The organism is Bacillus sp. FDAARGOS_235 (assembly GCF_002073415.2).
GTDB lineage: Bacteria > Bacillota > Bacilli > Bacillales > Bacillaceae_G > Bacillus_A > Bacillus_A toyonensis.
On sequence record NZ_CP020437.2, the window covers coordinates 3545934 to 3566858 of the forward strand.

Genomic DNA, 20925 nt, shown 5'->3' on the forward strand with positions numbered 1-20925 from the left:
TCCGACATTTCGTGCACAACTTTGTAGGTGCATTTTTTACCTTACAAAATTGTAATGTTCCTGTAAGGAGAATGAATGGATGGTATGATATCCCAATGTTATAGTAACAAAGTACTTTTGTTCAGTAGGTTAAATTTTTATATCTTTACTTATGCGTCTTACATAACTGTCATGTTTGTGTAAGAAACATCGATAGTGGCAAGAGTAGAGAGTGTATATAGTTGAAAATAGAGAATAGAAGAAATGAGGGATGTCGAGATGAAAACAGTGTTAGAAGCAAAAAATATTGAAAAAGTGTACGACACGGGTGGTAATAAATTTGCAGCGTTAAAAGGTATTAACTTACAAGTAAAAGAAGGTGAGTTCGTTGGAATTATGGGACCTTCTGGTTCTGGTAAGACGACTTTACTAAATGTTCTTTCTACAATTGATAATGCGACGAACGGTGAAATTTTAATTGATGGAAAAGATATTGTGAAGATGAATGATGATAAGCTAGCGTTATTCCGCCGCGATCATTTAGGTTTCATTTTCCAAGATTATAACTTATTAGATACGTTAACAGTGAAAGAGAATATTGCGTTACCTCTTGCTTTATCGAAAGTAAAGGCAAATGAAATTGATCGACGTGTTCTTGAAATTGCGAAAAAGTTCGGTATCGATCATATTTTAAGTCAGTTTCCATATCAAGTATCTGGTGGACAAAAGCAGCGCTGCGCCGCATCGCGTGCAATCGTTACGAATCCAAGTATGATTTTCGGAGACGAGCCAACTGGAGCGCTTGATTCTAAATCAGCGACAGATTTACTTGAAAGTATGAAGTCGTTAAATGAATATGATAACTCTACCATTTTAATGGTAACGCATGATGCATTTGCAGCGAGTTATTGTAAACGAGTTATTTTCATTAAAGATGGTGAACTATATAAAGAATTGCATCGCGGTGAATCGACGCGTAAACAGTTCTTCCAAAAAATTGTTGACGTAATGTCTTCTATTTCTGGAGGTATGGCTGATGACCTTATCTAGCATTGCCCTCCGCAACATACAGCGGAACTTTAAAGACTACTTTGTATATTTTGCATCTATGATTTTTAGTATCGTCATTTACTTTACATTTAAAGCACTGCAATATAATTCACAAATGGAAAAAGCAGCGGAAGCCTCTAAAAAAATTAGCGGTGCGTTTCAAGTTTCAAGTGTGATGCTTATCATTTTCGTAGCAGTGTTCATTATATATTCGAACGGATTCTTTACACGTAAACGTAAAAAAGAAGTTGGCTTATATTCGTTATTAGGTATTCGTAAAAGACAAATTGGTAAAATGCTCTTTTATGAAAATATGTTAATGGGATTAATGTCATTAGTAATTGGGATTGCGATTGGTAGTGTCCTTTCAAAATTATTCCTTGAGTTATTAGTAAGTATGATGGGATTAAACTTAAACGTTCATTTTGAAGTACCGATGGCGGCCATTATTGATACAGCAATTATTTTCCTTGTGATTATTTTATATACATCGCTCCAAGGATATCGTTTAATTTATCGCTTTAAATTAATTGAACTTTTCCGTGCGGAACGTGAAGGAGAAGCAATGCCAAAAGGATCAGTCATTATGGCATTAATTTCAGTTTTCTTAATCGGTTCAGGTTATTTCTTAGCATTAATGTTCATGAAGGCAGTTAAGTATGCAGACTTTATGGCAATTGCACTTTATATTTTACTTGCGACAGTATTAGGTACGTACTTACTATTTATGTTCTTTACTGTATTCGTATTGAAACGTGCAAGAAATAATAAATCATCGTTTTATAACGGTATGAATATGGTAACGACGTCACAGCTACTATATCGTATTAAAGGGAATGCAAAGTCACTTGCGACAATTTCTATTTTAAGTGCGGTAACATTAACAGCAGTTGGTACGTCAGTTACGATGTATTACAACACATTTACACAATCAAAAGCAGTTGCACCATACAGCTACTCTTATGAGAAGAAAGATGCAGAACTAGATAAGAAAGTAAATGCGATTTTTGCTGAAGAGAAAGAAAATCATCCTGTAAAAAATCAATTTGAAGTTGAGATGGTTCCTGTAAAAGGAAAGTTTGAAGGAGCTAAAGTCGATTTTATCTTTAATATGAACTACAGTATCTCAGAGAAATATCAATTTATATCTCAATCTGAATTCAACAAACTTGCGCAAAAAATCGATGCGGAAACAGTGAATGTGGCTGCTGGTGAAGCCTTTATATATGATAGTTCTTATATTGAAGGGTATGAGTTTAGCCCTGAATATAAAGGAAATAAAGCGGTATTCCAAATTGGAAATGAAACGAAGACATTGAAGATCCAAGGTGCAAATAATAATGCAATTACGAATTTAGGTGAATTAGTTGTTGTCGTTCCAGATGAAATGTATGAACAAGCGAAGCAAGCATTTGGAACACGTGTTGTGAAAAATATTGATGTAAAAGATGAAAGAAACAGTAAATTATTAACAGAAAAATTAAAAAAAGTGATGCCAGCTGGTGAATCAGAAATGGCACCACCATTTAGAGACTTCTATACTGGTTTCCATATGGGACTTGAAGCAACTGGACTAATGATGTTCATCGGAATGTTCTTGGGACTTGTATTCTTACTAGCAACAGGTTCTATTATTTACTTCAAGCAGCTAACAGAAGCAAGTGCAGATCGTGAGCGTTACGTTGTCCTTCATAAAATCGGTGTAACGAAACAAGAAATGAAAAAAGCTATTGCAAAACAAGTGAGCTTTATCTTTGCAATTCCGTTAGTAATCGGAATTCTACACAGTTTGTTTGCATTAAAAGGTTTAGGGAACATACTACCATTTGAAATTATGATTCCGCTTCTAATTAGTATCGGAGTATACAGCGTTATTTATATCGGATATTATTTCTTAACAGTTCGCTCTTATTATAAGATTGTGAGTGCGAAGTAATAAGGGGACAGCTATCGCTATAGGCGGTGGCTGTTTTTTATTCTTCATAAAATCTTAAGAAATCTCCTCAATTTTTATTAAGAAACGCTAGTTATACTTAGATACAAGTTAAAAACTATTGATCGAATGGGGAGAGGTTTACATGCAACTCATAACATTCTTACATGAATTTATTAAACATCCGAAACATACTGGTGCAATTGCACCAAGTTCAAAAATATTAGCAAAGAAAATGGTAGATGTAATTGATTTTAATAAAGCGAAATGCATTGTAGAGTTAGGTCCTGGTACAGGAGTCTTTACGAAAGAAATTATGAAGAGAAAGAAGAAGGAAACAATATTTCTTCTTATTGAAATTAATGAAGTGTTTTGCAAAGAGCTAAAGAGAAAATTTAAAGATGAAAAGAACGTCATTGTTGTACATGGTTCAGCTGAAAATATAAAGAAGTATATGGAAGAGTTCAATATAGAATGCATTGATTACGTCTTATCAGGATTGCCTTTTACTTCTTTACCAGAAGAAGTTTCAAAACGTATTTTAAACAATGCAATGGAAGCGATACATGAGAATGGGGAATTCATAACATTTCAATATTCACTTGTGAAAAAAGGCTTTATACAGCATTTCTTCCCTGAAATTACATTAGAAAAAGTGTGGCTCAATTTCCCGCCAGCTTACGTCTTTAGCTGTAAAAAAGAGCTAAGGAGAGCGTATGCATAATGGAATTACATGAATTATTATCATACATTGAACAGTACGGGTATTGGGCATTATTTTTCTGTTTATGGTTAGGAATTATCGGTATGCCAATTCCAGATGAAATGATTGTGATGAGCGGAGGATTTGTATCTTCATTAGGTATATTAAGTGTTATTCCTGCGTTTTTATTAACATATTTAGGCGTTGTGTCCGGGCTTTCTTTAGGATATATATTAGGGAAAATATTTGGGACAAAAGTACTCCATAAATTAATGAAAAAGAAGAAGGCGAAGTATTTTATAAAATCACAAGAAATGGTCGAGGCATACGGACATTACGCACTAATTACGAGTTATTTCATACCGGTTGTAAGACATATCGTGCCGTATTTAGTTGGAATGAATAACATGTCATTTAAGACGTATGTTTTATATTCCTATACGACAGGCTTTGTTTGGACGCTCGTTTACTTTGTGCTTGGTTCTATATTTGGACAACATATTGAAAGTATTGTGGCGATTGCGATAGAGTATGGCGTGTATTTTGGAGGAATCATCGCAGTGATTGTGAGTGTGTTTTATTTATACAGACAAAAAAGGAATACAGTGATGAGTAAATAAAGGAGGCGGCAGCCTCCTTTTATTATGAATATGGCTTTATTTATCGAAGTGCTGATGCACAGCCCTGTTACATTAAGAAAAAGTTAAGAAACTGTACGAGTTTTTATTAAGAAAGGTTCTCTATACTTAGAAAGGTCTTATTGAAAAACATAATGAAAGGCGGAATATAGATGAAAAGATTTATTTTAGGATCATTACTTGTGATTGTAGCAGGGGCGGCATATTTATTAAATGGGAGTGCTACAATTGATCGAATGAACCCATTTCTTGATTTAGAATATCGTTATGCAGTGATCGATAATGATGGAAAAGAGTTAGATGGAAATAAAGGTCGTGAGTATACAGTAAAAGCTTATGATGAAAAAGGAGAGGTAAAAGAAGTTACGATTAATGGGGTAGATGAATTACCGATAGGATCGTATTGGCATGTAATTACAAGAGGGAAGTTTTTACACGATAAAGTGCAAATAGATGTAGATAAAATTCCTGATGGTGCGAAGGCAGAGTTAGGACTGTAAGTATAAACCCGATTCTAGATGAGAGAATCGGGTTTGTTATTTTATGGTAAAATATAGAGGGGAGTGAGAGATATGCTACTCATTGTTAGCCTTATATTAATTGGGATTATGTGTAGTATGAGAATAGTATCCTTAAATATGCTAGAGCGGCAAAAGATAGAAGAGCAATATGTATATTGTCCAAAATGTAATGCGAAAATTAGAAAAGGGAATTCTGCTCCTTTTTGTTCGAAGTGTAATTTGATATTTTAATAATAGTAAATCCAAAGTTGGTTGTTACGGCTTTGGATTTTTCTTTTTAAGAAAACCTTAAGAAACCATAGCACTATTTGTTAAGAAAATATATCTATACTGAATTCTGTTGCTTAAAGAGGACATCAAGAATCATAACAGGAGGTACAGATAGATGAAAACAATGTTAGAGGCGAAAGGGATTTCGAAAATATATGATACAGGCGGGAATACGTTTGAAGCGTTGAAAGATATTCATTTACAGGTAAAAGAAGGAGAGTTTGTCGGTATTATGGGACCGTCTGGTTCTGGTAAGACGACACTTTTAAATGTCCTTTCTACCATTGATACAGCTTCAAAAGGTGAGATTTTAATTGATGGAAAAGATATTGTGAAGATGAATGATGATGAATTGGCGCTATTTCGTCGTAATCATTTAGGATTCATTTTTCAAGATTATAACTTGTTAGATACGTTAACAGTACGAGAAAATATTGCACTGCCACTCGCTTTATCAAAAGTGAAGGCGAAAGAAGTAGAATTACGAGTCGAGACGATTGCGAAGAAGTTTGGAATAGATCATATTTTAAATCAATATCCGTATGAAGCATCAGGTGGACAAAAACAGCGCTGTGCAGCATCAAGAGCGATTGTAACAAATCCAAGTATGATTTTTGGGGATGAGCCAACGGGTGCACTTGATTCAAAGTCAGCGACAGATTTATTAGAAAGCATGAAAACATTAAACGAAAAAGATCGTGTAACAATTTTAATGGTAACGCATGATGCATTTGCGGCAAGTTATTGTAAACGTGTTGTATTTATTAAAGATGGCAAGTTATACAAAGAATTACACCGCGGGGATATGACACGCAAACAATTCCTCCAACAAATTATTGATGTGATGTCTTCAATTTCTGGAGGTGCTATAAATGAGCTTATCTAGCATTGCGCTTCGTAATATAAAACGAAATTTTAAAGATTATTTTATATACTTTGCGTCTATGATTTTTAGCATCGTCATTTATTTTACATTTAAGGCGCTGCAATACAATTCACAAATAAGTGAAGCTGGAGATAACATCGGACGAGGATTCCAGCTTGCGAGTGTAATGCTCATTATTTTTGTTACGATATTTATTATATATTCGAATGGTTTCTTTACACGAAAACGTAAGAAAGAAATAGGTCTTTATTCTTTACTTGGTATTCGAAAGAAAGAAATAGGTAAAATGCTTTTTTATGAAAACATGTTAATGGGGTTATTATCGTTAGTAATCGGAATTATAATAGGTAGTTTACTTTCAAAAGGGTTCCTGAATTTACTTGTAAATATGATGGAGTTAGGTGTAAAAGTTCACTTTGAAGTACCGATTGGAGCGGTTATAGATACAGCAGTTATTTTTTGTTTCATTATTTTATACACATCGTTTAAAGGGTACCGCGTTATTTATCAATTTAAGTTAATTGAGCTATTCCGTGCAGATAACGAAGGCGAAGTCATGCCAAAAGGTTCTAAAATAATGGCTATCATTTCTATATTATTAATTGGATCAGGGTATTTCTTATCAGTAACGGCTATTAAAAATGCAAACAGTGATAACTTTATGCCACTTGCTCTTTACATTTTATTAGCAACAGTACTTGGAACGTATTTATTATTTATGTTCTTTACTATTTTTGTATTAAAAAGAGTGCGAAACAAAAAATCTTCATTCTATAACGGAATGCAAATTGTGACGACATCGCAGTTACTATACCGCATTAAAGGAAATGCGAAATCGTTAGCGACGATTGCAGTATTAAGTGCAGTAACTTTAACGGCGGTTGGAACTTCTGTAACAATGTATTACAACACATATATGCAGGCGGAAAAATATAAGCCAGTTAGTTATTCATATGAAATGAAAGATAATCATGTGGATCGTAAAGTGAATGAGATTTTAAAAGAAGAAAAGAATGAAGTCATTCATCAATATGAGTTAGAGACAGTAAAAGTGATAGGTGAATACGGTGATGATATTTCAAATAAAGATAGTTTACATGCAAGAACAACTGAAATAATCGCACAGTCAGCATTTAATAGAATAGCAAAATATTTGAATGAAGAAACTGTGTCTTTAAAGAAGACCGAAGCGTATGCATTTGATGCTATGTATAGTGAAGGAAATAGAGATAGTGGTGTATATAAAGGGAGAAAAGCTATATTCCCAATTGGAGAAGCAGCACCGGTACAAGTGAAAGATGTCCAAGCACAAAACATTACAAACTTATATGAACTTCTATTTGTCGTTCCGGATGAAGTGTATGAGCAAGCGAAGAAGACAATTGGAGCTCATACTGTGAAAAATATTGATGTGAAAGATGAAAGAAATAGTAAAGTGTTAACAGAGAAATTAAAGAAAGTAATAACGGAAGAAGATGCAGAAGGAAGAGAGCAATTCAGCGATTTCTATACGATATTCCGCAGCGGTATTGAAACGTCAGGTTTAATGATGTTTAGTGGAACTTTCTTAGGTCTAGTATTTTTACTTGCAACAGGGTCTATCATTTACTTCAAACAATTAACAGAAGCACATGCAGACCGTGAACGGTACATCGTTCTTCGAAAACTCGGTGTTACGAAAAAAGAAATGAAAAAGGCAATCGCAAAACAAATGAGATTTATCTTCTTCACTCCTTTAGTACTTGGTATATTACACACTTTATTTGCGCTGAAAGGATTAGCGACAGTTATTCCGTATGAAATTGCAGTTCCGTTGTTAATTAGCATTGGCGTGTATAGCTTTATTTATATTGGTTATTATTTGTTGACGGTTCGTGCTTATTTTCGGATTGTTAGTAAATGAAAAAATCCCATGTTGAGTTTGGACACGGGATTTTTTGTTTATTTAATACTAATAAACAAGGTAGATATTACACTTAGTTTACGATATCTTTTTGTATGAATATATTGTAATTCATTTTGAGTGATTATGAAATAGAAAATCGAAAAGTGTCGATAAAGAGTCGGAATAGATATTTTTTCTTTAAAACCTTATGTTCTTTAGTTGAGTTTCTTTCTAGAATTCATTAGATTTTTAATGAAAGTAAGTAGCGCTAATTAATAGGTAGTATAAAATACAATATAGAAATAACTAGGATTTAATATAGAGCAATATATATAAGAAATGCTTACTACGTATTTCTTAAGGGTTTTAAAGAAGATTAGTAGAAGGTGCTTAGTAATTCAGCTATGCTTTTTTATCATTCAAAATATTGTAGTGATTTTAATTGAAAAGGGAGCATGTTAATGGAGACACAAATCGTTATTGGAGTACCTGGTTTATGGAAAGATAGAACAGAATTAATACAAGAAGTTGTGAGTAAAAGTAACTATATGTTAGCAGGGAATAGTATGCACCATAAGGAGAAGGAGATTGGCTTTGAAATCGATATATATGAACAAGATCCTTCTTTGAGAGAGGCTTTCTTCTATGCAAGTGGTGAGCGTTTTGATGAAGAATTGCTTCGGGATTTGGAGAAGCATACTTATACAGTGTATGTTATTGCAAAAGTTGACGATACAGAGAGGTTACAAGAAGTAATTGATGTAGGAATGGAACTTTTAAATGCAGGTGGACTTGCTTTAAAAGTTGAAACAGCAGGTGTAGCTTATTCAAAAGAAGAATGGCAAGGGCTTGCAGAGGATAAGGAAATCTTTCCTATGTATTCACATCTTGTAACTTTAGTTGGAGATGAAGAGGACGGTTATTATTCATGTGGAATGCAAGCATTTAATCTACCAGACGTTGTTTTAGACGGAGGAATAGAGCCGGAAGTAGCTGTAGATTTATTAAATGATTTTAACCTACATAATATATTGGAAAAACCTAATTTGAAAGATGGAGATACAATTAGTTTCAAAGAAGATGCTCCAGTGTATCTTTTATCTCATTATATAGATAGTCGTTATGAACAAGAGGATCCATTTTATAATCCGTGTGGGGTATGGAAGTTAGAGAGTGCTTCGCCAAAGAAATCTATATTTCAAAAATTGAGGAGTATGCTAAGAGGATGAAGAAATGCATAAAAGAGCAACTACGCATATGTGAAAAATATGAGGCGGAGTATGTAGAATCACCAGATAACTTTAAGTTAGGGATAGCGCAAAATGTGAAAAGTGGTACCGTTCCAATTAATGGGTTACGAATGCCTGTAGAAAACGGAACGACAGGTTGGTACATTTGGGCTGGTGAAGAAATGGGGACAGAAGAAGATTTCTTTCTTCCTTTACACGTTCAACATATTGATGAATGGGCACCTGAAATAAAGAAGTATTTAGGGTTACCACCTGGTTGGAGATTTTTAATTGATGGAGATTACGAAGATGTGTGGTATGATCCGAATTTACTTAATGAAGAGTTAGAAGAGGATTCAGATGCATGGGAAGAAAATATGCTACAAGAGCATGGATGGTACATGCATAGCATATTAGCAGAAGATATTGATGGTATCCATGCTAATTATCATACGCATGGTCTAAAAGATAACTTTAATCATCAAGATTTATAAAAAATATTAAATATAGATTCTGAAGTTTTTCAAGTAACAGATTGAGAGTTTTTATTACTCAATGAAAGAGGAATTTTTTCAGCTGCATGAGAGCACGGTAAATGTTAGATAATATTAATGAAAAGGTGATAAATGTGCAAAAAGATATTTTAAGGTTATTAGATAGAAAGCAAAGTAAGTATGAATTTCCTATCTTAGATAATGAAAATATGGATATTTCACAAGTGAAATATCCATATTTTCTTTAAAGAGAATCAGGATTGGTTAATGGTGTTTCAATTTGTTGGTACAGGTTCATTAGGTGTATTTAATGATATTCAAGTATATGGAGATAGAATTACTCATTCAATGGGTGATGATGGTATTTTGCAATTAAATGATGGCGATTATGAGTTGTTTGATGATGAAGGTGAATTTATACTGGATATTTATAACGGCAGTTTAAAGATTCGTGAGCATCATTTTGAATATCAATTTACAGAAGAAGATTATGCGAATAATGGAATAGAAGTACAAACGACAGAGCAGTATCCAACATACTTCATGCGTATGCTTGCTACTAATGATGAAGCTAAAGAATTATTATGGTGGGATAAAGAAGAAATTTTAGAAGAGTTTGGTTTAGAAGGCGACTGGCAAGTAGCTTATGAAACGGAAGAATGGAAACATGTTGAAGAAGAAAAAGTAAGTGAAAATGAATTCTTCCAATCAGTAGCCGCTGCAATAGAGAAGAAAGATCCAAGTGTTATTGTGAATAAAAATGCTAATACGCATTGGAAAAATTGGGTAGAATTTGATTGTGACTGAAAAGGATAGGAGAAAGAATAACAAATGAAAAGAAGAAGAAAATCCGGAGAAAAAGTACAGATGAATCGTTTTACACTTCCTTTATGCTACGAAAGTGTAGCGCCATATTATTATTACGAGGTGGCGCCTCATGAAAGAGAGGGACGGTTCCATTTAACATCAGATCTTTGTGTAATGGACGATGAACATTACTTTATTAGAGGATGTTTAGAGATTCCTATAATTGATTATCACGAAAATTTCATTTGGACTGTGTGGGCATCACTTAGTAAAGAAAGTTATGATGAAGTATTAGAGAAGTGGGATGAAAGAGGCCGAGAAAATAGTGATCCTTACTTTGGTTGGTTATCTGTAGAAATACCAGTTTATCCAGAAACACTAAATTTAAAAACAAATGTACATATAAGAGAAGTAGGAATGGCGCCGTATGTTGAATTAGAGCCAACCGAGCATCCTTTAGCGATCGAACAAAGAAATGGAATTACTTTGGAGAGAGTTAAAGAAATACAAGAAATGATTCAACAACATAACTAGATTAGAAGAGAAAAAACGAGTGATAGCACTCGTTTTTTCTTATACAACCGCAGGATTATAAATCATCGTAAATTGCCCTTGCAACAATTCAATATGACACGGTGTATGAAGTGAACTTTCGCCATCTGTATCTACTTCTTTTTCTTCTTCTGTTTCAATATGAATGGATTTCGCCTTTACATGGAAAATATCATTTTCATTTGAGTCTTCAAATAGTTTCTTTCCGATATAATCTTTAAACGCTTGAATGCCTGTTGACTTAACTACGAAAATATCAAGTGTACCGTCATCACATTTTACGTTCGGAATAAAGGAGGGAATACCACCAAGATATTCACCGTTTCCAACCATAACAAGAACAGCTTCATCTTCATATACTTGTCCGTCGTAAGTGATTTTAACTGGGAATGTTTCAGCATTTTTTACAGTTCGAATTGTGCTTAAGTAGTAGCCGATTTTTCCAAGTTTTGCTTTTTCTTCTGCATCGATATTGTTTGATACTTCAGATACGAGACCAATGCCCCAGAAGTTTAAGAAATGTTGTCCATTTGCTTTTGCAACGTCAACTGGTTTTACGTGTTCCTTTGTGATAAGTTTTGCCGCTTCTGAAATGTTTTGCGGAACACCAAGTGTGCGAGAGAAGTCGTTGCAAGTTCCGCCTGGAATAATTGCAAGTGTAGGTCTAGTTTCAAGAGGAGCTAAGCCGTTTGTGCATTCAAATACAGTTCCGTCACCGCCAAAGACGATAATTAAATCTACTTTACTAGCAAACTCCTGACAATATTTTGTTGCATCACCTTGTTTTTTCGTATGAAGGATACGTAAGTCAGGAAAATTCGCCGCAAGAGGTGGTACGATTTTCGCTAAATTTGTATGTAAGTCGCCTTGTCCAGCTTTTGGATTTACGATGAGGAGTACTTTTTCAAATTTTTTCTTTGTCATTTTTATTCTCTCCCTTTGTCTTTTACGAATTGTGATAGAAAATAAACTTCCATCAGTAATTGATGGAAGTTTACCCCGATTAACGGGCAGTAAGACTCCCACCTCAAATTTCGCCGAATACGAGGAAGTCAGGTGGGAGATTAACTGCCCGTAAAAGCCCGATTGGTGAAGGCTAATAATCAGTGGGAGAAAAAAACCACTGATTAAAGTTTCACTTTATTTTATTATATTACTCCGTTACAACTGAAGCGATAAATGGTAAGTTACGATATTTTTCTGCGCAGTCGATACCGTAGCCAACGATAAATTCGTCTGGAATTTGGAAGCCAACATATTCAGCTTTTAAGTCCACTTTACGGCGTTCAGGTTTATCAAGTAACGTACAGAATTTCAATGCTTTTGGTTTGTGCATGAAGAAGTGATCTTTTAAGAAGTGAAGTGTTAAACCAGAATCGATAATGTCTTCTACGACAATTACGTTTTTTCCAGTAATGTTTACATCGATATCTTTTAATAGTTTTACTTTTCCAGTTGTTTCTGTTTGATTTCCGTAGCTAGATGCAGAGATAAAGTCGATTGTTACTTCGTTTTTAATGTGACGAATTAAATCAGCAGCGAATACGAATGAACCTTTTAATACTGCGATTACTACGATTTCTTCTCCTTCAAAGTCACGCTCGATTTGAAGTGCTAGTTCTTTTACTTTTGCTTGTAATTGTTCTTCAGAAATTAAAGTGTCTTTTATTTCAATTTTCATTTGAATCCTCCTACAGTGTAAAACTTGTGAACATTTCGACTGTAAAGGATAGAAAGAAAAAAGTCAAAGAAGACATAAGGTTTTTACAAAAATCCCCACAAAATAATCAGATGATATGATATACTGATTACATTAAGAAAACGCTTCCACAAAGGGTGATTATGATGAAAAAGAAACAGTATACAAGTGTAACATTTATAAAAGCATTGCTGTTAACAATTGTTCTTGGTATGTTGGCTTACATAATTGATGTACCTGCAATTCGCATTTCACTAATTGGAATGACTTTAGTATTAGGCGCAATTTCCCACGGTATGATATCACAGCTCAAAGAAGCTGGACTTGATAATATGAAAAATCATATAGATAAGAATTAAGAAACCCTCACGTATATATAGTGAAGGTTTTTTCGTTTCTTACAAAACTGTAAGGTAGTTGTAAGACAAATCGATAGTTGCATAATAGTATTTTGGATAAACTAGGGGTGTAAGGTAAAAGGCAAGCACATTTTAGGTAAATTAAGTTTTAGGCACTCTATATGTGAAGAAGGAGTAGGAGGGCATGGAGAAACGTTGGACAACCTTTTCTTTTTTAGCGACTAGTAACACCGTAATGCTAGCTGGAGAAATGGATTTTTTGCACTTGTTTGATCGTAAAGACGATCATTCTTCTTCGCAAATTACAATGAAATGGCGTAAATGGAGCGAAAGTTGTAGATTGGAAGAAGAGGCCCCTAACGAAGAGCAAAAGATTATTTTAACAAATCCTATTAAAGCGTGGGTTGTTCAACGTCGTAAGTGTAACGTCAAAAATCACTTCAAGAAAACTGAGCCGAGACAATTAGTTATCGCTCCGGCCCGCTCTACTTCTGAAACACGCGAAAGTAACATGTAAATATTGAGACACGCACTCAAAAAACATCGTATATATTGCGATGTTTTTTATTTTTCTACAATGAAATCTTTAAATGAAATATATTTCATCTGCATCTTATATTTATCTCTCTTGTTTATTCTAGTGATACATCCGATGCGAAGTGATGTAAAACGTATAAGAGGAGAGAGATAAAATGAAAAAGAAACTATTACCGATCTGTGCAATGGCACTTTTAACAGTAGGATATTCTTCAGTAGCAAGTGCGGATACTGGAACAGTAACAAAGGAAGAAGAAGCGCAAGTGCAACAAGATAAAGCTAAAAAAGAAGAAGCAATTAAGGCGCAGCAAAAAAATGAAGAAGAGAAAAAGCAAGCGGCACAAGTCCAAGAGAAAAGTGATATGGCTAAAAAAGAAGCTGCGATAAAAGAGCAACAAAAGAATGAAGTAAGGAAAAAAGAAGAAGCACAAGTGCAACAAAAAAAAGATGCGGCAAAAAAAGAAGTAGCGAAGCCAGTTGTAAAAGGTGAAAAATTACCAAATACAGCATCTAATAATGTAGCAATGATGGGATTAAGCGCATGTCTTGTAGCGGTAGGTACATTATTTGGTTTGAATCGTCGTAATAAAGTTAAGGCGTAAATAAAATATTGTCCTATAAAGAATGGGATAATTTCACATATTAAAAATGGTAGGTTATTCCTACCATTTTTTGCATGGAGGGATGAAACATGAAGTTACTCAATTATATCGGTATCATATTGATGGCCATAGGGCTATTCATGGGATCATATTACGCTGTGGAATGGTATAAAGGAAAAAGCTCTGCGCAAGAATTAACGGCAGAAGAAATAAAGAATCTTAAAAATATACAAGATACTCAACTTGCTCATGAAACACCTGTAACTTCTCAAGTGCCTTCTTCTCAAATAGAACATAAAGAAGGAGAAAAAGTAGCAATGTTAAATATACCGAAAATAAAGAAGAAGTTTTCTATATATTGGGGAGCGAATGATGCAACGCTCAAAAAAGGAGTTGGTATGTTTGTTAGCGATTTAACGACAACGCCATCTGGAGGGGGACATACTGTATTAAGTGGGCACCGGGATACTGTATTTACAGATTTAGGAGAGTTGAAAGAAAAGGATACTCTTACTTTAGAGTATGATAATAAAACTTACACATATGAAATTCAAAAGACGTGGATTACCCATGCGGATGATCGTACTGTTATTATAAAAAAAGAAGAACCACTATTAACACTGACAACTTGTTACCCATTTGATTATATAGGAGATGCACCGGATAGATATATTATCGAGGCGAAGTTAACTGCTAGTTATTCAAAATAAAATTATAGTTTCTGAAGGCGAGAGGGGGATACATAGGTTATGTCAAAAAACATTTTAATTGTTGAAGATGAAGAGATTTTACGTGAAATATTAAAAGATTATTTTTTAAGTGAACAATATGTAGTGTTTGAAGCAAGGGACGGGAAAGAAGCTTTAGTTGTATTTGAAGAAGAAGAGGTTGATTTAGTTATTTTAGATATTATGTTGCCGGAACTCGATGGATGGTCTGTTTGCCGAAGAATTCGGAAGACGTCCGAGGTGCCTATTATTATGTTGACGGCGCGCGTAGATGAAGATGATACGTTACTTGGTTTTGAACTTGGGGCAGATGACTATGTGACGAAGCCGTACAGTCCACCAATTTTATTAGCAAGAGCGAAACGATTATTAGAAAGTAGAAAAGCATCGAAGAAACCTTTAGAGAATGAAGATGATACGTTATCAATTCATGGTATCCACGTTCATTTTCCATCACGTACTGTTACTGTTGATGAGGTAGATGTTAGTTTAACGCATACGGAGTTTGAAATATTGGTGTATTTCATGAAAAACCAAGGAATTGTACTAACAAGGGAACAATTAATTTCAAGAATTTGGGGATATGAATTTGCTGGTGATGATCGAACGGTTAATAGCCATATTCGTAATTTAAGAAATAAATTAGGAGAGAAAGCAAAGTACATTACAACTGTAGTGCGAACTGGATATAAGTTTGAGGGGAATGTATGAGAAAAGGGATTGTACTAAAATTATTTACTCTCACAACAGCATTATGTATGTTAATTTTAGCGACGATATTTATTGGACAAACGATATTTTTCAAACAATATTATGCGAATCGAAAAGTAGAAGATATTAAAGTGAATTTAAATTCCTTTGAAAAGAATTATTTAAATTACGCAGGAAATGCAGAAGGAATTCAGAAACTGGAGCAAGACTTTTTTAGAGAAAATAATACGTGGATTACGACATTAGATCAGAATGGGAATTTAAAACATGTGGATGATTTTTATTTTGAGGTAACGATAGACCGTAGGAAACAAAAGGAGTTTGGACAACAAATATTCAAGATTCCCTTATACAATCTCGTCAATATAGAGGAGATTGATAATAAATCATCAGATCAGTTTTTAGGACAAACAATGTCTGTTTCTGGGGTGAAACAAGAAGATAGTTTTATTCCATTCTCTTTCATGTTAAGTAAGCAAAATTTAAATGGATCTAATAAGCCATTAGAAAAAGCGTTTCAGGAGAAAATTAAATTAGATGAGGAGAAAAGGAGAGCAGCTGGGGAGCAACTTGTTAAGGAAAAGAAACCAGCTGTTCAGGAAGAAGCTGCTCAGGAATTAGGCTTTTACATAGGAGGACGTGTTACAAAAGTACAGTTCCCAGATGTAAAAGGTCCTGTGAATCCAATTTATAAAAATAGTATATTCTTGGATAACATAAAAGAATTTCAAACGGATTTATTATTAAAAGAGAGCAAGCACATACAATATGCAACACAAACAATGGACTATGAAAAAAATGATATAAAATATAAATTATTAATTAAGCCAATAAAAGAAAAAGATGGATCAGTAGCATATATATATGCGATGGCTTCTTTACAACCAGTAGATGAGGCTGTACAAATGGTACAAGATTATTACATTTACATTATTGCATTTGTAGTCGTTTTGGTTTTTCTAGCTTCGTTTTATTACTCGAAACAAATTGCAAAACCGCTACTAAAAATAAATGATACAACGAAAAAAATAGCGCATTTAGATTTCACAGAAAAAATACCAATTACTTCAAAAGATGAAATTGGTGATTTATCGAAAAATATTAATACGCTATCGAATAAACTCCATTCGCATATTGGACAGCTAGAACAAGATATTGAAAAGGAAAGAAAGCTAGAAAAGACGCGGAAGGAATTCATTTCTGGTGTTTCACATGAATTAAAAACACCGTTAAGTATTATGAAAAGCTGTATTTCTATTTTAAAGGATGGGGTAGCTGAACATAAAAAAGAGTACTATTTTCAAGCGATGGAACGAGAAGTAGATAAAATGGATACGTTAATTTTAGATATGCTTGAGTTAGCTAAATTTGAGTCAGGTACATATAAAATGAAAATGGATTCATTTTATATCGATACAGTAATTGAAGATATATGTGAACACCTTTCTGTAGAAATAGAGAAAAAAGAACTTCGTGTTCATAAAAATATAGGTCCATTTGAAGTAGTCGCAAATCAAGGCCGGATTGAACAAGTCATCGTGAACTTCATTACGAATGCCATACGTTATACACCGAATAAAGAGGATATTATTATTTCTACAATAGATGAGAAAAATCGTATAAAAGTGTGTATTGAAAATAAAGGTACTCATATTGAAGAAGAGCAATTAGATAAAATTTGGGATCGTTTTTATCGCGTGGATGCAGCACGTCATCGTTCACAAGGTGGAACAGGGCTTGGGCTTGCTATTTCAAAGAATATTTTAGAACTGCACGATGCTGAATATGGGGTAAAGAATACAGAAGATGGTGTGTTATTTTACTTCTACTTACTGAAAAAAGCGTAGATCATACATGCTACGCTTTTTTTTAAGTTATTTTCATATTATCTTTACCTAATCTTTATTTTTAAGAGATATAATCTTGTTAGAAAAAGAGGTTATGTAAGGAGTAGATTAGCCATGAATAGCAATTTACTAGGTGTGATGGTATTTATTTTTCTTTGTGCATTTATTGTATTTATTATCGATATTACTCATTGAGAATTTTGATATAAAAAAGGGCGCTAGTTAAGCGCCCTTTTTGTTTGCATTTATTTGATAAGCATTGATGCTTTTGAATAAGCGTGGTGAAGTGATAAATAAAAATATAAGTAAAACTGTACATAGAATAAAAGAACCAAGCATTGTGCTGCCATTTACGATTAATGAATATAGCACAGCTGATTGACCTTTCGGTGCATATTGTCCCCAGAAAATAATACCGGCAATAAAGTGACAGAAGTAACGAGCTAGACTACCGATAAATGTAGCAACGATAATGAATCCAATTACTTTCTTTCCTTGGTTTTGTTTTGATGAAGGTTTATCTTTATGGCTACTTAAGTTTGATTGTTCGTTGCCATTCGCATTAGATGCTAAAAGTGCATTTTGAATTGGACGATAGAATAACCCGGCAAATCCGATAAAAGCAAAGGCAATGAAGTACTCAATGAATGCTTGAACTGGTGTTAAAATGTAGGCATCACCTACGACAATTTGTAACAGTCCCCAAACTAAACCACCTAAGAAAGCTGATTTAAAGCCCCAGCGGTAAGCAATAATAAAAATAGGAATCATAGCGAATGAGATAGAACCGCCTGTTGGAAGTTTAATTGATAATGGTAAAATGTCGATGACCATGGCGAAGGCTGCAAGAATAGCAGATTCGATCATCGCTTGTAAATTAGTGTTACGCATGTTGTCTCCCCCTAAATCCAAGTTGTACAAAAAAGAATAGATATCATAGGAGGATACGAAATACGTAAATAAAAATGAGGTATGTATTTCGGACGTTTGCACAATCCCTGCGTTAGCATTAACTAACAGGTTCGAAGGGTCGGAACGAAGTGTTCCCTCTCAGCGGCATGGCTCCCCCAGTGATAACGAGATTCTTTATTTGCTATTGTTTATTGTAAGCGAAATGGATGAGAATGGCAAACGAATACAGTATGACAATAATTGAAATACAATTGTAGCGAAATGTTAATAAATATGAAGCAAAAGGGTATAGTACAAGAGAAATTGGGTGTGGTATAATTTTTTTGAAAATAATTATCATTCTCTTCTGAGGGGGAAGGTTATGAGCTTAGTAGATATTAAAATTGGAGAGAAAGTGTTAGTAAAAAGTATTCAGTCTTTAGATCAGCTATTAAAGCGTAGACTAGCTGCTTTCGGTCTTGCTGAAGGAAGCGAACTTCGCCTGAAACAGAAAGCGATGTTTAAAGGTCCTTGTACATTGGAGTGTCGTGGACAGTTAATTAGTATTCGTCATTGTGACGCGAAAATGATAAAGGTGGAATTAGCGTGAATAAGGTAGCTTTGCTAGGGAATCCGAATACAGGGAAGACATCATTATTTAATGCACTTACTGGTTCTTATGAATATGTAGGAAACTGGAGCGGTGTAACAGTAGAAAAGAAGGTTGGTAAATTAAAAGATAGACAAGGAACATTAATTGATTTACCAGGTGTTTATGATTTAAATCCAGTTTCACGTGATGAAGGTGTTGTAACAAACTTTCTATTAACAGAAGAATTTAATCATATGTTAAATATCGTAGATTCCTCGCAGTTTGAAAGAAATATGCATTTAACGTTGCAGTTACTTGAATTTGGTAAGCCAGTCTCAATTGGTTTAAACATGGTTGATGTGGCGAAGCAAAGAGGAATTGTAATTGATGTAAAACGATTATCAGAACTATTAGGTGTAACAGTTGTGCCTGTCGTTGCAAGAAGTGGAAAAGGCTGTGAAGAACTGCTTACGACTCTTAAAGAAAATGACAAAAAAGAGAAAAAGCCATTCCTTATTTCATATGGTGTACAAATGGATGAAGGAATTGGAGAAGTAATTGCTCTTTTAGAGACAGTGAATTACGAGCATCCGAGATGGTTAGCACTTCAATTTTTAAGCAATAACGAAGTAGTAGAAAAAGAAATAAAAGCATTACCAATTTATAAGGAACTCATAGCCATTCGATCTCGCTTAGAAGGAAAACTTGATTGTACGTTAGAAGAGCACATTTACAAAACTCGTGAAGCGTATATTGAAAAGTTAAAAACAAATGTTATGAAGCATGAGAAAGAAGGAAAAATTCCTTTTTCAGAAAAAATTGATAGATTAATTACACATAAAATTTTAGGACTTCCAATCTTTTTAGCAGTTATGTTTTTTATTTTTCAGGTTACGTTTACTTGGATTGGTACACCTTTATCGGATATGTTAGATGAGTTTTTTGGTGGCCAGCTTACGGATTGGGTGACGGCTGGACTTACAAGTATTGGAGCTTCTGATTTTATTCAAGCGCTTGTTACAGAAGGTATTATTGCCGGTGTTGGTGCTGTGTTAGTATTCGTTCCACAAATCTTTGCACTATTCTTTTTCATTTCATTATTAGAAGACTCAGGGTATATGGCGCGAATTGCAGTTGTTATGGATAGAATTATGGAGTTCTTCGGTTTAAATGGAAAAGCCTTTATTCCGATGATTATCGGTTTTGGCTGTAACGTTCCAGGTATTATGGCAGCGAGAACGATTGAACAGGAGAAAGAGCGTTTACTTACAATTTTAGTAACACCATTTATGTCTTGTTCAGCACGTTTACCTGTATATGCATTATTTGCGGGAGTGTTCTTCCCTCATAGTCAGGCAACTGTTGTGTTCTCTTTATACGTTGCAGGGATTGTCCTTGCGTTATTAGTTACAAAAATAATGTCTCTTACTATTTTAAAAGCGGAAAAATCTATTTTCGTCATTGAACTACCGCCTTACCGCGTGCCACAAGCGAAAACGTTATGGCTTAGCACATGGGAAAAAGGGAAAGGGTTTGTTCGTAAAGCTGGTACATTCATCTTTGGTGGTTCGGTTGTCATTTGGCTATTAAATTATGCAGGTCCATCAGGATTTGGTGTTGATATGGGAGACAGTTACTTAGCGATGATTGGTGGATTTATCGCACCGCTATTTGCACCGCTAGGCTTTGGAACGTGGCAAGCTGCAGCATCCCTTTTAACAGGATTTTTAGCGAAAGAAGTTGTCGTTTCTACAATGGCGATTATTTATGCGGTTAAAGAAGATGTGCTTGGAAACGTAATGGGAGCACATTATACAGCATTATCAGCGTATGCATTTATGTTCTTTATTTTATTATACGTTCCGTGCTTAGCGACAGTAGCTGTTATTAAACGTGAAACAGGATCAGCGAAATGGACGATTTTCTCAGTCGTTTATCCGCTCGTAGTTGCTTATGTATTAACGCTTATTATATACCAAGTTGGATCTTTACTCGGATTCTAAAAGGAGATG

Annotated in this window: 21 protein-coding genes, 2 pseudogenes and 1 riboswitch; of the genes and pseudogenes, 20 read left to right on the plus strand and 3 right to left on the minus strand. The window is 34.3% G+C overall.

Features of this window, described 5'->3' with window-relative positions; translation table 11 throughout:
• The first annotated feature begins 258 nt into the window (after positions 1–258).
• The 12 genes and pseudogenes from A6J74_RS20315 to A6J74_RS20370 all read left to right on the plus strand — a co-directional run bounded on the left by A6J74_RS20315 (position 259) and on the right by A6J74_RS20370 (position 10929).
• Positions 259–1029 carry an ABC transporter ATP-binding protein gene (locus A6J74_RS20315; RefSeq protein ID WP_000859652.1) on the plus strand — a complete coding sequence of 257 codons (771 nt, stop codon included), beginning with the start codon at positions 259–261 and terminating at the stop codon, positions 1027–1029.
• A complete protein-coding gene (locus tag A6J74_RS20320; RefSeq protein ID WP_000176171.1) occupies positions 1016–2965 on the plus strand; it encodes an ABC transporter permease in 1950 nt (649 codons plus the stop codon). The genes A6J74_RS20315 and A6J74_RS20320 overlap by 14 nt, the downstream gene beginning before the upstream one ends.
• Positions 2966–3107: 142 nt before the next feature.
• Entirely contained in the window at positions 3108–3686 is a 579-nt protein-coding gene (locus A6J74_RS20325) for a class I SAM-dependent methyltransferase (protein WP_001176051.1), read from the plus strand.
• Entirely contained in the window at positions 3686–4285 is a 600-nt protein-coding gene (locus tag A6J74_RS20330) for a DedA family protein (protein ID WP_000418929.1), read from the plus strand. Before A6J74_RS20325 ends, A6J74_RS20330 begins: the two co-directional genes overlap by 1 nt.
• A gap of 170 nt (positions 4286–4455) precedes the next feature.
• Complete coding sequence (locus tag A6J74_RS20335) at positions 4456–4803, plus strand: YxeA family protein (protein WP_000819389.1); 348 nt, start codon at positions 4456–4458, stop codon at positions 4801–4803.
• Positions 4804–4875: 72 nt separating this feature from the next.
• Entirely contained in the window at positions 4876–5055 is a 180-nt protein-coding gene (locus A6J74_RS20340) for a hypothetical protein (protein ID WP_000924677.1), read from the plus strand.
• A 154-nt stretch (positions 5056–5209) separates the two neighbouring features.
• Positions 5210–5980 (plus strand): ABC transporter ATP-binding protein, encoded by a 771-nt coding sequence (locus tag A6J74_RS20345; protein ID WP_000855628.1) that lies wholly within the window; start codon positions 5210–5212, stop codon positions 5978–5980.
• A complete protein-coding gene (locus A6J74_RS20350) occupies positions 5967–7883 on the plus strand; it encodes an ABC transporter permease (protein ID WP_000059451.1) in 1917 nt (638 codons plus the stop codon). The genes A6J74_RS20345 and A6J74_RS20350 overlap by 14 nt, the downstream gene beginning before the upstream one ends.
• Before the next feature lie 443 nt (positions 7884–8326).
• A complete protein-coding gene (locus tag A6J74_RS20355; protein ID WP_000449854.1) occupies positions 8327–9094 on the plus strand; it encodes a DUF4261 domain-containing protein in 768 nt (255 codons plus the stop codon).
• A pseudogene (locus A6J74_RS20360) lies at positions 9091–9585 on the plus strand (immunity protein Imm33 domain-containing protein); the annotation flags it as partial. The gene A6J74_RS20355 and the pseudogene A6J74_RS20360, both read left to right, overlap by 4 nt.
• A gap of 104 nt (positions 9586–9689) precedes the next feature.
• Positions 9690–10395, plus strand: a pseudogene (locus A6J74_RS20365) (DUF7003 family protein).
• Between the two features lie 24 nt (positions 10396–10419).
• Positions 10420–10929, plus strand: coding sequence for a DUF2199 domain-containing protein (locus A6J74_RS20370; RefSeq protein ID WP_000830223.1), 510 nt, complete (start codon positions 10420–10422; stop codon positions 10927–10929).
• 39 nt (positions 10930–10968) lie between these two features.
• On the opposite strand, the gene A6J74_RS20375 is transcribed toward A6J74_RS20370, so the two are convergent.
• Both A6J74_RS20375 and hpt read right to left on the minus strand, forming a co-directional pair.
• Positions 10969–11871, minus strand: coding sequence for a diacylglycerol/lipid kinase family protein (locus tag A6J74_RS20375; protein ID WP_000162589.1), 903 nt, complete (start codon positions 11869–11871; stop codon positions 10969–10971).
• 229 nt (positions 11872–12100) lie between these two features.
• On the minus strand, positions 12101–12628 hold the full coding sequence (gene hpt, locus A6J74_RS20380) for a hypoxanthine phosphoribosyltransferase (RefSeq protein ID WP_000687583.1): 528 nt from the start codon (positions 12626–12628) through the stop codon (positions 12101–12103).
• Between the two features lie 161 nt (positions 12629–12789).
• Between hpt and A6J74_RS20385 the strand changes: the two genes are divergently transcribed.
• The 6 genes from A6J74_RS20385 to A6J74_RS20410 all read left to right on the plus strand — a co-directional run bounded on the left by A6J74_RS20385 (position 12790) and on the right by A6J74_RS20410 (position 17430).
• Positions 12790–13005, plus strand: a complete 216-nt coding sequence (locus A6J74_RS20385; protein ID WP_002039823.1) for a hypothetical protein — start codon at positions 12790–12792, stop codon at positions 13003–13005.
• Between the two features lie 184 nt (positions 13006–13189).
• Positions 13190–13522 (plus strand): hypothetical protein, encoded by a 333-nt coding sequence (locus tag A6J74_RS20390; protein ID WP_000415609.1) that lies wholly within the window; start codon positions 13190–13192, stop codon positions 13520–13522.
• Positions 13523–13697: 175 nt separating this feature from the next.
• The gene (locus tag A6J74_RS20395) at positions 13698–14144 is read left to right on the plus strand and encodes an LPXTG cell wall anchor domain-containing protein (protein ID WP_000728020.1); all 447 of its coding nucleotides are present in this window, start codon (positions 13698–13700) and stop codon (positions 14142–14144) included.
• Positions 14145–14233: 89 nt separating this feature from the next.
• The gene (locus tag A6J74_RS20400) at positions 14234–14854 is read left to right on the plus strand and encodes a class D sortase (protein ID WP_000771583.1); all 621 of its coding nucleotides are present in this window, start codon (positions 14234–14236) and stop codon (positions 14852–14854) included.
• A gap of 39 nt (positions 14855–14893) precedes the next feature.
• Entirely contained in the window at positions 14894–15583 is a 690-nt protein-coding gene (locus A6J74_RS20405; protein ID WP_000041867.1) for a response regulator transcription factor, read from the plus strand.
• Complete coding sequence (locus tag A6J74_RS20410) at positions 15580–17430, plus strand: sensor histidine kinase (RefSeq protein ID WP_001225346.1); 1851 nt, start codon at positions 15580–15582, stop codon at positions 17428–17430. The genes A6J74_RS20405 and A6J74_RS20410 overlap by 4 nt, the downstream gene beginning before the upstream one ends.
• A 222-nt stretch (positions 17431–17652) precedes the next feature.
• Here A6J74_RS20410 and thiT read toward each other — a convergent pair whose 3' ends face one another.
• A complete protein-coding gene (gene thiT, locus A6J74_RS20415) occupies positions 17653–18321 on the minus strand; it encodes an energy-coupled thiamine transporter ThiT (protein WP_001246601.1) in 669 nt (222 codons plus the stop codon).
• A gap of 86 nt (positions 18322–18407) precedes the next feature.
• Positions 18408–18509, minus strand: a riboswitch (TPP riboswitch).
• Positions 18510–18703: 194 nt separating this feature from the next.
• On the opposite strand from thiT, the gene A6J74_RS20420 reads away from it, so the two are divergent.
• Together A6J74_RS20420 and feoB are read left to right on the plus strand one after the other, a co-directional pair.
• Positions 18704–18931 (plus strand): FeoA family protein, encoded by a 228-nt coding sequence (locus A6J74_RS20420; RefSeq protein ID WP_000060512.1) that lies wholly within the window; start codon positions 18704–18706, stop codon positions 18929–18931.
• Complete coding sequence (feoB, locus tag A6J74_RS20425; protein WP_001044841.1) at positions 18928–20916, plus strand: ferrous iron transport protein B; 1989 nt, start codon at positions 18928–18930, stop codon at positions 20914–20916. Before A6J74_RS20420 ends, feoB begins: the two co-directional genes overlap by 4 nt.
• Positions 20917–20925 lie beyond the last annotated feature (9 nt).